General features: G+C 46.1%; 20 protein-coding genes, 1 other RNA gene and 1 other annotated feature. All 21 genes read right to left on the bottom strand.

The features are described from left to right. Positions 1-74 precede the first annotated feature (74 nt). The 21 genes from AC5162_RS01320 to AC5162_RS01220 all read right to left on the bottom strand — a co-directional run bounded on the left by AC5162_RS01320 (position 75) and on the right by AC5162_RS01220 (position 14,033). Positions 75-953, bottom strand: a complete 879-nt coding sequence (locus tag AC5162_RS01320) for an ROK family protein (RefSeq protein ID WP_496533463.1) — start codon at positions 951-953, stop codon at positions 75-77. Between the two features lie 156 nt (positions 954-1,109). Continuing rightward, a complete protein-coding gene (gene galE / locus AC5162_RS01315) occupies positions 1,110-2,105 on the bottom strand; it encodes a UDP-glucose 4-epimerase GalE (RefSeq protein WP_496533462.1) in 996 nt (331 codons plus the stop codon). A gap of 35 nt (positions 2,106-2,140) precedes the next feature. Next, on the bottom strand, positions 2,141-2,869 hold the full coding sequence (locus AC5162_RS01310; RefSeq protein WP_496533461.1) for an acyl-[acyl-carrier-protein] thioesterase: 729 nt from the start codon (positions 2,867-2,869) through the stop codon (positions 2,141-2,143). Between the two features lies 1 nt (position 2,870). After that, positions 2,871-3,767, bottom strand: a complete 897-nt coding sequence (rsmI, locus tag AC5162_RS01305; RefSeq protein WP_496533460.1) for a 16S rRNA (cytidine(1402)-2'-O)-methyltransferase — start codon at positions 3,765-3,767, stop codon at positions 2,871-2,873. Positions 3,768-3,854: 87 nt separating this feature from the next. Continuing rightward, positions 3,855-4,820 (bottom strand): DNA polymerase III delta subunit-related protein, encoded by a 966-nt coding sequence (locus tag AC5162_RS01300; protein WP_496533459.1) that lies wholly within the window; start codon positions 4,818-4,820, stop codon positions 3,855-3,857. A gap of 3 nt (positions 4,821-4,823) precedes the next feature. Next, entirely contained in the window at positions 4,824-5,147 is a 324-nt protein-coding gene (gene darA / locus AC5162_RS01295; protein ID WP_496533458.1) for a cyclic di-AMP receptor DarA, read from the bottom strand. Positions 5,148-5,151: 4 nt separating this feature from the next. Then, positions 5,152-5,784 carry a dTMP kinase gene (gene tmk / locus AC5162_RS01290; RefSeq protein WP_496533457.1) on the bottom strand — a complete coding sequence of 211 codons (633 nt, stop codon included), beginning with the start codon at positions 5,782-5,784 and terminating at the stop codon, positions 5,152-5,154. A gap of 13 nt (positions 5,785-5,797) precedes the next feature. Beyond that, the gene (locus AC5162_RS01285; RefSeq protein WP_496533456.1) at positions 5,798-6,061 is read right to left on the bottom strand and encodes a YaaL family protein; all 264 of its coding nucleotides are present in this window, start codon (positions 6,059-6,061) and stop codon (positions 5,798-5,800) included. Beyond that, the gene (recR, locus tag AC5162_RS01280; protein ID WP_496533455.1) at positions 6,061-6,666 is read right to left on the bottom strand and encodes a recombination mediator RecR; all 606 of its coding nucleotides are present in this window, start codon (positions 6,664-6,666) and stop codon (positions 6,061-6,063) included. The genes AC5162_RS01285 and recR overlap by 1 nt, the downstream gene beginning before the upstream one ends. Before the next feature lie 12 nt (positions 6,667-6,678). Continuing rightward, a complete protein-coding gene (dnaX, locus tag AC5162_RS01275; protein WP_496533454.1) occupies positions 6,679-8,589 on the bottom strand; it encodes a DNA polymerase III subunit gamma/tau in 1,911 nt (636 codons plus the stop codon). A 46-nt stretch (positions 8,590-8,635) separates the two neighbouring features. Continuing rightward, positions 8,636-8,722: signal recognition particle sRNA small type (ffs, locus tag AC5162_RS01270), an RNA gene on the bottom strand. 73 nt (positions 8,723-8,795) lie between these two features. Next, positions 8,796-9,317 (bottom strand): tRNA adenosine(34) deaminase TadA, encoded by a 522-nt coding sequence (gene tadA / locus AC5162_RS01265; RefSeq protein ID WP_496533453.1) that lies wholly within the window; start codon positions 9,315-9,317, stop codon positions 8,796-8,798. Then, positions 9,310-9,930, bottom strand: a complete 621-nt coding sequence (locus AC5162_RS01260) for a class I SAM-dependent methyltransferase (RefSeq protein WP_496533452.1) — start codon at positions 9,928-9,930, stop codon at positions 9,310-9,312. Before AC5162_RS01260 ends, tadA begins: the two co-directional genes overlap by 8 nt. A 73-nt stretch (positions 9,931-10,003) precedes the next feature. Further along, positions 10,004-10,372, bottom strand: a complete 369-nt coding sequence (rplL, locus tag AC5162_RS01255; protein ID WP_496533451.1) for a 50S ribosomal protein L7/L12 — start codon at positions 10,370-10,372, stop codon at positions 10,004-10,006. 47 nt (positions 10,373-10,419) lie between these two features. Further along, complete coding sequence (gene rplJ / locus AC5162_RS01250) at positions 10,420-10,941, bottom strand: 50S ribosomal protein L10 (RefSeq protein ID WP_496533450.1); 522 nt, start codon at positions 10,939-10,941, stop codon at positions 10,420-10,422. A 27-nt stretch (positions 10,942-10,968) separates the two neighbouring features. Beyond that, positions 10,969-11,087: a sequence feature (ribosomal protein L10 leader region), on the bottom strand. A gap of 36 nt (positions 11,088-11,123) precedes the next feature. Next, on the bottom strand, positions 11,124-11,816 hold the full coding sequence (gene rplA, locus AC5162_RS01245) for a 50S ribosomal protein L1 (protein ID WP_496533449.1): 693 nt from the start codon (positions 11,814-11,816) through the stop codon (positions 11,124-11,126). After that, a complete protein-coding gene (rplK, locus tag AC5162_RS01240) occupies positions 11,816-12,280 on the bottom strand; it encodes a 50S ribosomal protein L11 (RefSeq protein WP_496533448.1) in 465 nt (154 codons plus the stop codon). Before rplK ends, rplA begins: the two co-directional genes overlap by 1 nt. 129 nt (positions 12,281-12,409) lie before the next feature. Continuing rightward, positions 12,410-12,979 (bottom strand): transcription termination/antitermination protein NusG, encoded by a 570-nt coding sequence (nusG, locus tag AC5162_RS01235; RefSeq protein ID WP_496533447.1) that lies wholly within the window; start codon positions 12,977-12,979, stop codon positions 12,410-12,412. Between the two features lie 93 nt (positions 12,980-13,072). Beyond that, entirely contained in the window at positions 13,073-13,249 is a 177-nt protein-coding gene (secE, locus tag AC5162_RS01230) for a preprotein translocase subunit SecE (protein WP_496533446.1), read from the bottom strand. Positions 13,250-13,261: 12 nt separating this feature from the next. Next, positions 13,262-13,411, bottom strand: a complete 150-nt coding sequence (gene rpmG / locus AC5162_RS01225; protein ID WP_496533445.1) for a 50S ribosomal protein L33 — start codon at positions 13,409-13,411, stop codon at positions 13,262-13,264. A gap of 49 nt (positions 13,412-13,460) precedes the next feature. Continuing rightward, positions 13,461-14,033: an RNA polymerase sigma factor gene (locus tag AC5162_RS01220; protein ID WP_496533444.1), complete on the bottom strand. Its 573-nt coding sequence runs from the start codon at positions 14,031-14,033 to the stop codon at positions 13,461-13,463. Positions 14,034-14,049 lie beyond the last annotated feature (16 nt).

The raw sequence follows: 14,049 nt of genomic DNA, 5'->3' as shown, positions 1-14,049 counted from the left end.
GGTGTCTTTTTCAACAAGAATTATCATACCATAGTTCAAGCCCACCGACAAGCGTTTTGACTAACTTTTCTAAACTATTTTTGACTAACTAATTTGTCCTTAGCCAAATAGAAACAACCAAGGATTCCAGCGTTATCACCATTTTTAACCGCAACCAGATAATTGTCCAAATTAGGCGTTGCCAAATAATCCGCAAAGCGGTCGGCAAACTTCTGCCGGACTAATGGCAGCAAGTTATCCCGGTGGGGTACCCCACCGCCAAAGATGATTTTATTTGGTCGGAGTAAGATTGTCACATTCACTGCTGCTTGCGCTAAGTAATCCGCTTCAATCTCCCAAGCCAAATGGTCGTCTGGTAGGTCCTTAGCGGATTGTTGCCAACGGTCTTCCATCGCTACCCCCGAAGCTAGTCCTTCCAGGCACTGGTCATGGTGGAAGGGACAGTGGCCGGCATAAGAATCGAGCGGGTGCTTTTGAACCACCATGTGTCCTGCCTCTGGGTGGCCAAAGCCAGCCAAGAGTCGGCCTTCGCTGATGATTCCAGCCCCGACGCCTGTTCCAACTGTAAAGTAGGCCAGTGATTGTCCCGGTTGAACGGCGCCAGTTTTATATTCCGCCCAAGCAGCCCCATTGACATCAGTCGTCCAAGCATAAGGAATAGCCCGCCAGGCCTTTAACCGACCTAAGAAGTCATAACCAGACCAACCCCTTTTAGGGGTATCTAAAACCCGACCATATGTTTTGGATCCCGGCTGAATATCAATTGGCCCAAAGGCTGCGACCCCAATCGCATCAATTTGGCCGAACTGGTCAAAGTATTGGATCACTTTTGTGAGGGTCTCTTCCCCATCGGTTGTCGGAATTAACTGACGGTCTACAATTTGAAAATTTTCATCACAGACGGCTAAAACAAACTTGGTGCCCCCGGCTTCAATTGCCCCTAATAAACCCATGGCAACCTCCTTTTAAATGCGAATGTTGTTTCTTTTCAAAAACTTTTCTTACTGTCATTGTAATCGCTTACACCCTGACGAACAATAGCCCGTTTGTCTAACATCTCAGCCAGCTTTTAAAGGCATGAAAAAAAGCCAGTCACCTGGCTTTTAATATTAGTCGCGGTCATCAAAACCATTTGGATGCTTTTCTTTCCAGTTCCAAGCCGTCTTGATAATGTCTTGAACGTTATCATACTTAGGCTTCCAACCCAAAACTTCGCGGGCTTGGGTCGAATCAGCCACCAAGATATCAGGGTCACCAGCTCGGCGTGGGCCAACCTTGGCTTCAATGTTGACACCGGTCGCTTCACGGGCAGCTTCGACCATTTCCTTCACTGAGAATCCAGTTGCTGATCCCAAGTTAAATTGGGCAGAGTCGTTACCCTTGGCCAAGTAATCCAAGGCCAAAATGTGGGCATCGGCCAAGTCAACAACGTGAACGTAGTCACGGACGTTATAGCCATCAGGGGTGTTGTAGTCATCCCCAAACATTTCGATGTAATCACGTTGTCCGGCAGCAGCCTGCAAAATGATTGGTACCAAGTGTGTTTCTGGTCCGTGGTCTTCTCCAATTGAACCATCTTCGATTGCACCGGCCACGTTGAAGTAGCGCAAGGCTACCCACTTGATGTCGTAGGCTGAATCAGCCCAAGCCATCATCTTTTCCATCATCAACTTTGATTCCCCATAAGGGTTGATTGGGTTTTGTGGGTCGGTTTCCTTAATTGGAATGTTAACTGGGTTACCATAAGTAGCGGCCGTTGATGAGAAGACAATCTTCTTGACATCGTGTTCCTTCATCACTTCCAGCAAAGTTACCATACCAGCCGTGTTGTTGTCAAAGTACTTCAATGGTTCGGCCACTGATTCTGGCACAATTGAAAAGGCAGCAAAGTGGACAACAGCATCAATGTTTTCCTTTTCAAAGACTTCTGACAAAGCAGGTTTGTCCCGCAAGTCAACTTCATAGAACTTGGCTTCCTTGGCAACGGCATCACGGTGCCCTTTGACCAAGTTATCAACAACAACAACGTCTTCGCCTTGTGCTAACAACTGGCGAACCATGTGTGAACCAATATAACCGGCTCCACCTAATACTAATACTGACATTTCAATATCCTCACTCTAATAAATTAAGTTAACTTTTACTGCCAATTAATCATTGCTTCTGCGGCAATGCCACCGTTTTTAGTAACCCGGTGTTTCGTCTTATTATCCCCTAAAACCGCTTGGGAATCAACTTGGTGACCGTAATGAACCTCATTTTCATAACGAATCGTTAAGGCCTTGGCCTCGTGTTCTTTGACAAAGTCCAAAGGTAAAACATCTAACATCCATTCCAGATACTTAGAATTATTAACATGGCGGTTACCATCGATATCTAAGAAACGGACTTGATAAGACCGGTCGAGCGTCTCTTCGTCGTCACTAATCTTTTCAACCTTTTGCATCTTTTCCAACCGACGGACTTCTTGACCACCATACGGTGCCACCAAGTCCTCTGGGAACTTTTTCATCCGCCTAGTTTCGAGGTCAATCAAGGCCCAAAGCGAATCGATTTCGATAATCACTTCGCCAGTCTCGTCCCGGAATAAGAAACCTCTCATGGCAAAGTAAGATGACCACTCGCCCGCCTTCGTTTCAATCGTAATCGTTTCACCTAACTTGGGCCGGCGGTTAATTTTCAAATCGTACTGCAAGATGACCCAGCCAACACCTCGTTGGTCAGTTTCTTGGTAACCAATCTCCAACTCTTCGCCGTGCTTTCTAGAACATAAGATTGCCAAATTCAAAATCATTGGCAACGAAAGTTTCCGGGTCAAATCAACCTGGTAGTATTCAACTGGCTGAGTAATTTTAAATCCTTCTGCCATCTTATTCCTCAATCTGGTGATAGGTTTTGTAAACATCTTGCCGGTTTAAGCCCCGGTCTTTTGCTACCACCTTAATTGCTTGGTTTGGCTTTTGGCCTTGGTCAACTAAGGCTTGAACCGCCTCTTCTACTGGCAAGCCAGCCAAAGAATCCTCACCGGCTTGTGCCTGTTTTGCTTGCCGGACCGTTTTTTCATCTGCTCCAGCAACTAACAGAACAAATTCTCCCCGAACCTCACTGCTTGCAGCCCAGTCCCATAATTCTTGAGCTGTACCACGTAAGAATTCTTCGTACCGTTTTGTCAGTTCCCGGGCGAGTACAATTTGCCGGTCTGGGCCCAAAACCTCGACAAGGTTTGCTAAGGTTGCCTTCAACCGGTGTGGTGCCTCGTAAAAAATCATCGTTTCGGATCGGACGCCAAGGTCTGCTAGGACCTGGGCCTGGTCTGTTTTTTTTCGGGGCAAAAATCCGTGGAAGTAGAAGGGCTGTGGCACTAATCCAGACGCAATCAGGGCCGTAATCCCAGCCGAAGCTCCCGGAATAGGAACAACTGCAATACCAGCTGCAATTGCTGCTGCCACTAATTCCTTACCAGGGTCTGAAATCGATGGCAGTCCGGCGTCTGACACCTGGGCAATCGATTGTCCAGCTAAGAGGTCTTGCACCAAAAGTGGCGTTTTCTCCTGCCAGTTATGTTCATGTAAGGCTGTTTTCTTGGCCCGGATGTCAAAATAATTGAGCAACAGTTGTGTATGCCTCGTATCCTCGGCAGCAATCACATCAACCGAAGACAGGACCTCAATTGCCCGGTTTGACATATCACCTAAGTTTCCGATCGGCGTGGCAACCAGGTACAAAGTCCCCGTATCTTGTTTGGAAAAACTTTTTTGTGTCTGCATCCTCTTCACCGATTACTTTGGTTTAAAAGTTATCCATCCACCCATTATGGGTAAAATGGATTAACTGACCATTAATGTTTTTGTTCATTAGCCCAAGGCCAAAACGACCTCTAAAGCTAGTTTTTCTAACCGGCTTTGCCAAGCAATATTAACTGACCGAAGTTGGTCTGCCTGCAAGACTAAGCTACCAACCGCTAGGAGTTGGTCGGTTGAATACCGTTCCTGGACTTTTTCATAATAGCCCGTTAGCTGTGGAAAACGGAGTTGATCCTTTCCTAAGTAAGAAAAGACCGTTAAGTCCCGTCCCATGTCCTGGAGCCAGGCAATCACTTGTTGCTGGTGGTCTAAGTTATCTTGGACCAGGGGCATCAAGTCGGTTTTTAAGTAAGAAATCACGGAGACATCTCGGGCCAAGGCCTTTTCAAACCACTTAAAAGTGATTGATTGAGCCTGGTCTAAGAAGGCCTGACGGTCCGCTTCTAAATCAGAACCAACTTGGTCGGTCGCGCTTAAGCTTACCAGCTGAGCTCGTGATTGAATTGTCGGCAAGACCTCCGATAAGCGGTTAGCCAATAGCAAAATCAACTGCGGACCGGCTGGTTCCTCAATAAACTTCAACAAAGAGTTCGCAGCCGCATTGGTCAACGTATCAACTTGGTCAATCACAAAGACCTTCCGGTCCGCTTCCATTGCCGTCGTAGTTAATTCAGGTAGTAAGGCCCGGATTTGGGCAATTTTAATGGCTGCCCCTGGCTTTTCGGGTAAGACCGTCACAAAGTCCGGGTGGTCGTAAGCGGCCAACCGTTCCTTGGTTAGGTCATCATCGCCAATCACCAGTGAACCAATCGCTTGTGCCAAGGCCAACTTTTCTTGGTCGCCAGGCCCCACCATTAAATACAGGTGGGATAAGCGGTCTTCTGCCACCGTTTGCTGAAAGTGAGCCAAGTCCGTTGGGTAAGCCTCAGTGGCCACCTTCGTAAAGTCAACATTAGCCAGGACTTCTTGGTCTGTATTTGGACCGGTTTGGTCCTTGTTTTTACTTTTTGCTGCCATTAATTAAAATTGGTAAAAATTATCAATCGTTTGAGTAAAGACAGTTGCCCCACCAACTTCGATTTCAACTGGGAAAGAACCCGTCCGTTCACCTTCAAAGCCAACTGGCGGAACCATAAACTGCTTCCGCTTTTGTGAAACGTCTTTAATAATTTGCAAGACAGAATCAACCTTATCTTCATCAATCGCAATGATAAAGGTCGTATTTCCAGACCGCAAGAAAGAACCCGTCGTACTCAAGCGGGTTGCTTGTACCTTGGCCTTTACAAAGGCATTGGCTAGCTTGGTGGCATCTTTGTCTTGAACAATCGCATTGATTAACTTCATCGTCTTACCTCCAATTATTTTTCAGCGCTACAATCACATCCTGAATAACCTGGTCGAGGTCTTGGTTCGCATTGACCAGTTTAATTCGGTCAGCATATTGGTCAGCAATCTTTAAATAAGTTTTCCGAACCTCTTGGTGGAAAGACAAAGCTTCCTCATCCAAACGGTCAATCTTATCCTGACGGTGTGAAAAGACCCGGTCCAACCCAACTTCAACTGGCAAATCCAGGTAAATCGTTAGATCGGGTAAGAGTCCCTGAGTGGCAATTTGATTCAAATCCATCACCTGGTCAACCCCTAAACCACGACCACCACCTTGGTAGGCCAGCGAGGAATCGAGGTACCGGTCTGAAATAACGACCTGGTCATTGGCCAAAGCTGGTTCAATCGTTTGAACCAAGTGTTCCCGTCTTGAAGCAGCTAACAAAAGTGCCTCCGTCCATGAATCCATTGCCGGTTCCGTCTTTTTTTGTAGCAAAGACCGAATGCCTTCAGCCACTTCGCTCCCACCTGGTTCGCGAGTCACCAAAACTGATTTTTTTGACAGTTCTTCAATTACAGGAACGACCGCATTAATCACGGTCGTCTTCCCAGCCCCTTCAGGCCCTTCAAATGAAATAAACTGAGTCTTTTTCACAGTCTGCTCCTAGCTATTGCTTTGGGTGTTGAAACATCTGTTGCTGGCTGGCAACCGTCTTGCGCAGGCGAGCCTCATTATACAAATAAGAGAACTTAGCCTTTTCCAAGGCGGTTTGTGCCTGGATCATGTGACCATTTACCCGTGAATCAACCAAGGCAGTTTCTGATTCTTCCGAATGGTGCAAGGAAGCCCGAGCCTCATTGATTTGGTCCATGAGCATTTGGTCGTATTCTTGCTTCAAGTATTGGTTGTCTAACTTCTTCTTTTTAAACATTAGAGCTCATTTCTGCCTTCGATGGACTTGATTAGGGTCAGTTGGTCAGCATAGTCAATATCAGAACCGACGGCTAAGCCAGTTGCCAAACGGGTTACCTTAATATTGGCCGGCTTTAACAACCGGGCCAAGTACATTGCTGTTGCTTCCCCATCGGTATTAGCGTTCGTTCCAACAATCACTTCCTTGATCTCTTCATCCTTTGACAAACGTTTAATCAAGGACGGCAGGTTGATATCTTCTGGTCCAGTTCCCGCACTTGGCGAAATTAAACCGTTTAAGACGTGGTACAAACCATGGTATTCCCCAGTTTGTTCCAAAGCCATCACATCCTTTGGGTTTTGCAAGACCAAGACAACCGACCGGTCGCGACTTGAATCCTGACAAATAACACAAGGATTTTCATCTTTACTAGTAATATTACCGCAAATTTCACAGAAAGTGACGGAATCTTTGGCAGATGATAAAGCCTTCGCAAAGGAGGCAACATCATCCTCATCCATCCCCAAGGTATAAAAGGCCAACCGACTGGCAGTTTTCGCCCCAATTCCCGGGAGTTTCGAGTATGAATCGATTAATTTTGCAATGGGTTCTGGGTATTGCATTCGCAATCTTCCTTAGTTTTCTTCGTCTTGAACTTGGACCATGTCTTTACCAAATAAGTCTTGCGCCTGTTTGACGAGGTCATCTTCAACAGCCACTTCACTTTGTACCGGTGTAGCTGAATTAATTCCACCACCCTGGGCTAAAACGGTTGGCGCCAAGTCATCCAACTTAATTTGGATGCTTTGACCTGCCTTTAAGGCCTTAATGTATTCCGCCCGGTCATTCATCCATTCATCCTGGCTGCGTAATACCAAAGTCTTTGGTAAGCCATGCTGGTGCAGGTGTCCGGTTAAGGATTGCAACAAGGCCGCATTTTTCAATGTATTTTCTAAGATAGCAGGGAAATCAAAAGCCAAGATTAAAGCCTCGCTCGAAGCAGCGACCGGCTTGGTCACTTGCAAGACTGCCTGGTCTTTCACTGAAAATTCGGCCACAATTTCTGACCAAACAGATTGAGCCTGCGTTAAACTATCACGCTTAGCTTCTGCCAAGACAGCCTGGACTGGTTCTTTGCCAGTGTAAACAACCGGTTCAATACCAGCGTCCGGCAAGTCATCGGTTTGACTAGCAGCTGGTTGTGGCATTTGTTCGTTGGGCGCCTCTTCGACCGTAGGACTTGGTTCACTCACAGCAGTTGGTTCTTCGGGGATCGATTCTTCGACAACAGGTGTCGGGGTTGGCTCTTCAACCGCTGGTGTTGTTACCACTGGCTGGTTTTCTTCTGTAACCGGGTCTGAAGTCTTTGGTTCAACTGGTTTTTCACCTTGTTGGCCGGGTTGAACTGGAGCTTTCTCAGGCATTGACTGAGACTTCACCTGCTTCATTGGCTGGCTTTGACCGACTGTCAAACCTGCTTGACTTGGTGCTGGGCTTGTCGCAGTTTGACTAGTCGGCTGGCTCAACCGCACCGTTAAAATTTCCAAGTAAATATCACTTTGCAAAGATTGGGCCAATTCGGTTTTGACTTGGTCAATCGTAAGCAACATGGTCTGAATTTTTTCCTGGTTTACTCGGGACTTAAATTCGCGTAATTCATTAATTTTTGCCGCTGATTTAACTAATGCTTCATCCAAATCAACGAGCATAACATCGCGTAAGGTCGTCATTAAGTCGGCCAAAAAGCGGTTAGCATCTTTCCCAGCCAATAGGATGGCCGACAGCGTTTCCAAAGCAGCAGCTGTATTCTGGTCTAGGACTTGGCCCAAATAGGTCAATAGTTGGTCAATTTTAACCGAACCTGTCACCGTCAAAGCGTTATCAACCGTGACTTTTTCTGGGCCAAAGGCAATCACTTGGTCCAAAATCGACAAGGCGTCTCGCATCCCACCTTCAGCAGCAGTAGCAACAACATCCAAAGCCCCGTCTTCATAGTCCTGGTTTTCTTGGCCGAGAATTTCAACCAAGCGGTCTTTAATTGTTTGGTTTGATAACCGCTTAAATTCAAAACGTTGCGTCCGCGACAAAATCGTGGCCGGCATCTTCTGAACCTCAGTCGTAGCCAAAATGAATTTGACCTGGGCTGGTGGTTCTTCTAGGGTCTTCAACAAAGCATTAAAGGCTCCCGTTGATAGCATGTGGGCTTCATCAATAATATAAATTTTGTAAGGGGCTTCAATTGGTGCATAGTTTGCGGAATCACGAATCGACCGAATTTCATCAACCCCATTATTCGAGGCCGCATCAATTTCAATAATATCCGGGTGAGACTCTTTGGCCTCATCAGCACTAATACCATTCACTTCTCGAGCAAAGATTTTCGCCGCAGAAGTCTTACCAGTTCCCCGGGGGCCAGCAAAGAGGTAGGCATGACCAGTTTGGTCTTTTTCAATTGCATTCGACAGGGTCTTGGTAATCACTTCTTGGCCAACCATCTGGTCAAATGTCTTTGGCCGGTAAACCCGGTACAGTGCTTGATATGCCATTGATGTCCCCTCTCTTACAAAAAAAGCCGCCACAAGGCGGTTTTGCTATGTACACAAGCACAAGGTCAATCAATCTTAGAGCTGCTACATTTCTGTCCTGACTCGGTTCGAAAGGCAACCCTTGCCTGCACTGTTATTATAGCGAAATTAGGGGTAAAAGGCAACCGTTTTTAACAGATAGCCCAGTCAAAAACTGACCGTCAAATTCAGCCCCGTTCTGCCTCTTTTTTCGCTTTTTTCAAAGCCTTTTGTTTCTGCCGTAGTCCTTGGAAAAAGTCCTTCAACAAGGCCTTTGATTCTTCTTGTTTAACACCAACAAAAGTTTTGACTTGGTGGTTTAACCGGTCATCATCAAAAACCTGGTACAAAGACGAAACTGCTCCAGCCTTGGGGTCTTTAGCCCCATAATAAACCAGTGGAATCCGGGCATTTAAAATCGCCCCGGCACACATCAGGCAGGGTTCCAATGTCACAAACAAAGCGGTATTTTCTAACCGCCACGTACCCATTTTTTCATTCGCCGCCATAATGGCTAGCAATTCAGCATGGGAGGTCGTTTCCTGGTCCACTTCGCGCCGGTTAGAACCAGTAGCAATCACTTGACCATTCTGGACTAAAACCGCCCCAATTGGGACTTCACCAATCGCACCGGCCTGCTTTGCTTCTGCTAAGGCCAGATCCATAAAGTGGGCAACCTCTTCACTCGTTAAAGTTGGAACTTCAGCCATTAGTTGCCTCCAAGACGTAGTAACCCTTCTTTTTGTTAGCGACTAACACTTGTGGAAAGACTACTTCCATGTTCTTTTGTGCAGATGGCGCCCCTTGCTTTTTTTGCAAAACCGCTAAAATCCTGCCTCCGGGTACTAAGTGATCTTTAGCTTCTTGAAGCATCGCTGTTACGACCGCCTTACCAGCCCGGATTGGTGGGTTCACTAAGATTAAAGCGTACTGGTCTTGGACCTGGTCATAAATATTAGACTGGAAGACATTGACCTGGCTAGCCACACCATTCCGGTCTGCATTTGCTCGAGCAAGTGACAGAGCCCGTTCGTTGACATCAACCATGTCGACTTCTCGGTCAAAGGCCTTCGCCATTGAAATCCCAACGGATCCATAGCCGGTTCCAAGGTCTAAGACCTTACCTGCAGGAATATCAGTTGTTTTTTCAGCCGTATCCAACATGACCCGGGTACCAAAATCAACAGTCCGCTTGGAAAAGACTCCCGCATCGGTTTGGAAGTGAAGATTGTGACCTAGTAAAGTAAAGTCAAAATTTTGGTAGTCATGGGCAGCATCGGGGTTGGCCGTAAAGTACTGCTCACCTGCTTTTTTCTCCGTCATCATCGAATCCTTTCTGATTGAATTTGTAAAAGTTATGTACAAAAAAAGAGCACCAAGTGCTCTTTTTCTCTGATTACTTCAAAGTAACTGAAGCACCAGTTTCTTCCAAAGCAGCCTTCAATTCTTCGGCTTCGGCTTCGGCAACGCCTTCCTTAATAACAGAAGGTGCGTTATCAACCATGTCCTTAGCTTCCTTCAAGCCAAGACCAGTTGCTTCACGAACTGCCTTGATAACCTTAACCTTAGCAGAACCTGCAGAAGTCAATTCAACGTCGAATTCTGACTTAGCTGCGCCACCTTCGGCACCGGCAGCACCAGCAGCGGCAACAGGAGCAGCAGCTGAAACGTCAAATTCTTCTTCGATAGCTGAAACCAAGTCAGCCAAGTCCAAAATAGATGCATCCTTCAATGATGCGATAATCGCGTCTTTATCAAAAGCCATGATTAATTCCTCCAATTAGTTTTAATGTTTGTAAGTTATAAAAGTGCTTATTCAGCAGCAGGAGCTGCTTCGCCTTCCGCTTCCTTCTTCTCTTGCAATGCCTTAACAGCATAAGCAAAGGTACGAATTGGGTATTGGAATTCGGCCATCAACTGGCCAAGCAAACCTTCGTGTGAAGGCAATGAAGCGTACTTGTTGATGTCTTCAAGAGAAGCGATGCTTCCGTCAATGACACCACCCTTGATAACGAGCTTTTCGTTTTCTTCGGTGTACTTCTTCAAAATGCGGGCTGGGGCAACAGCGTCGTCGTTTGAAAAGGCAACGGCTGATGGGCCAGCAAACAAATCGTTCAAATCTTCAAAGCCGGCTTCCTTAGCGGCACGTACCAAGACTTTGTTCTTGATAACTTCCAATCGAACACCTTCTTGGCGCAATTGGTGACGCAAGTCAGTTGATTCGGCAACTGTCAAACCACGGGGGTTCACAACAACCGCAGCTGCAGCTGACTTAAGTTCTTCAGTAACAGCAGCAACCTTTTCGGCTTTGATAGCAATAGCTTGTTCACTCATGTGAAATAAACTCCTTTCAACTAGATTTTTTTGCAAAAGAAACCCGCCTGCCAAAAGACAGACGGGACAAGTTAATGTTTAACTTCCTCGGCAGGGTATTAAGGTATTGCTACCACCTGAGTCTTAGGCAAAATTGATTTAATTTACTTAGTAATCTTAACAGTTTTAAGACAGGCTGTCAATTAAAGAGAAGCCAAGTCCAAAGTAACTGCAGGACTCATCGTTGATGAAAGGGCAACGTTTGAAACGTAAGTTCCCTTAACAGCAGCTGGGCGAGCCTTCAAGATTGTGTCAGCAATTGCCTTGATGTTTTCAGACAACTTGCCTTCTTCAAATGATACACGACCAACAGTAACGGCAACGTTTCCGTCACGGTCAGTACGGTAAGTCACTTGACCACCCTTAGCATCTGAAACGGCCTTAGCGACATCCATCGTAACAGTTCCAGTCTTAGGGTTTGGCATCAAGCCCTTAGGACCCAATGCACGACCAACACGACCAACTTGGGCCATCATGTCAGGCGTTGCAACAGCAACGTCAAAGTCCAACCAACCGTCTTGGATGCGTTGAACCAAGTCAGCAGCACCAACAACGTCAGCACCAGCTTCTTCAGCTTCCTTTGCCTTGTCACCTTGGGCAAAGACCACAACAGTCTTGTCCTTACCAGATCCATTAGGCAAAACAACAGCACCACGCAATTGTTGGTCAGCTTGACGAGTATCAACGTTTAACTTGAAAGTTACTTCAACAGAAGCGTCAAACTTAGCGTATGATACATCCTTCAACAATGAGATTCCGTCTGCCAAAGCGTATGCCTTTTCAGCATCAACCTTTGCAACGGCTTCTAAATACTTCTTACCATGCTTTTGTGTCATTATTCTGCGTCCTCCTTGATTGCTGTTCCTTCAACAGTCAAGTCCACACCTTCAACAGTAACACCCATTGAACGAGCAGTACCTTCGATCATCTTCATGGCTGCTGTCACGTCGTTGGCATTCAAATCTGCCATCTTGTTTTCAGCAATTGCCTTGATTTGGTCCAAAGTAACGTTACCGGCCTTAGTGCGGTTAGGTTCACCAGAACCCTTACCAACAATCTTCCGTAATTGGTCAGCTGCTGGTGGGGTCTTTGTCACGAATTCGAATGAGCGATCATCGAAAACTGAGATTTCAACAGGGATTGTTGAGCCAGCTTGGTCAGCAGTCCGTGCGTTAAATTCCTTAGTGAATTGTGCAATGTTAATACCGGCTTGTCCCAAGGCAGGTCCAACTGGTGGAGCTGGGGTTGCTTTGGCAGCGGCAATTTGCAGTTTCACAACATTGATAACTTTTTTAGCCACGATATTTTCCTCCTCGTGTTGTGGTACAGCGCAGCTTCAGTGCTGCTTCCACGCATGTCCTTGACATACCATGATATCTTATCAAAAAGGCCGACCTAAGTCAAGGCCGGCGCATTTATCATACTTTTCTTAAAGGTTTGTATCGATATCGTTGAATCCCAGTTCAGTTGGCGTTTCCCGACCGAAGACTTCAACCGTTGCTTCTACTTCTTGTTTTTCCGTATCAATTGACCGGATAACCCCTTCCATTCCATTGAATGGACCAGCAACAATCTTAATTGTTTGACCAACTTCGACATCAAGGTCAACAACGGCTTCACCTTGCATCCCCATCCGCTTCATCAACAAGTCAACTTCTTCAGGCAGCAAAGAGTTTGGCTTTGAACCAGCACCGTGAGAACCCAAGAACCCAGTAACACCTGGCGTGTTTCGAACAACGTACCAAGCTTCGTCGGTCATGTTGCCTTCCTGTGGGGTTGCCATTTCAACGAGGACATAACCAGGGAAATCGTTTTCGATTGAAGTCTTCACTTCACCATCTTCAACGGTTGATACTTCTTGTTCTGGTACCAAAACCCGGAAAATCTGGTCAGACATTCCCATGGTTTGTGTACGAGAACCCAAGTTAGCTTGCACCTTGTGTTCGTAACCTGCATATGTGTGGACAACGAACCAAGCTTTTTCGATTTCTTCTGTCATGTTTTTTTCGGGCTAAGCCCATCCTCCTTTTAATGGCAAATAAAAAAGAGTCGTCCGACTCCTTTATCTGCTTTAAGTATACTATATTGTTTCTTAGTGTGCCAAGAAGAAATTAACCGCTTGGGTCAAAATCCAGTCACTGGCACCAATAATGGCAGCAAAAATCAATGAAATACCAATTACTGCGACTGATTCTTTTGTAGTTTGTTCCAAGGATAACCATGAAACCTTGCGCATTTCAGAAGCGACATTTTTAAAATAAGTAATCATTGTGTTGCTACCTCACTTTGTTTCCCGGTGGAAAGTGTGCTTGCCACAGTGTGGGCAAAACTTCTTGACCCCTAAACGGTCAACCCGACCTTTTGATAAAGTCACGGTGTAATTTCTTGAACCGCAAACTTCACAGGCCAACGATGCTTTTTGACTTGGCATACTTCTTTACCTCACTAAGGGATTATAATAGCATTTTTTCACCAGTATTTCAACTAAGCCGGTAGAGCTCAGCTTTGACCCGCCGTTTAAACTGAAACTGTAGGCTATACTCGTATGGATTTTGACGTTTTTTGGCAGTTAACGGTTTCAACCCCGTCACTTCCGCCACCATTTTTGGAAAGCCTGGGTTTCGTAAGGGTTTCACCTTACCCAAAGCCTCCCGGATAATCACAGCTTCTTCTGCCGACACATCCGAACTAGCAATCTCGAAAACAATCCGTCCCTTATCAACCGATCCAGTTGACAACATTCCCCGTCGAAAAGCCGCTCTTTTTGAATAATAACGCCGGATCACATCAATCGCCTTATTTTCAAGCGAACTAAAAAAATAAGTCGAAAACTTCGCCTCGTGGCGCTGGTCTAACTGATAATTGCGAACACAGTATAACAAGACCTCTAAAGCCTCGGACTGCCACTCGTCAAAGTCACAGTACTTGCTGATTCGTAAGCAATAGACAAAACGAATCATCCCAGCAGTCTTATCCATTAAAAATTCAAAGGCGGTGTCATCCCCCATTTGGGCACTTGCCACCGTACTTAATAAATCGTCAGCTTCCTTCATTTTTCAACCCTCCGAA

This window comes from Fructobacillus sp. ChS1-6f1-1-27 (assembly GCF_059579415.1).
The sequence above is the reverse complement of the archived record's forward strand: the minus strand, read 5'-3'. Positions and strand labels throughout refer to the sequence as shown.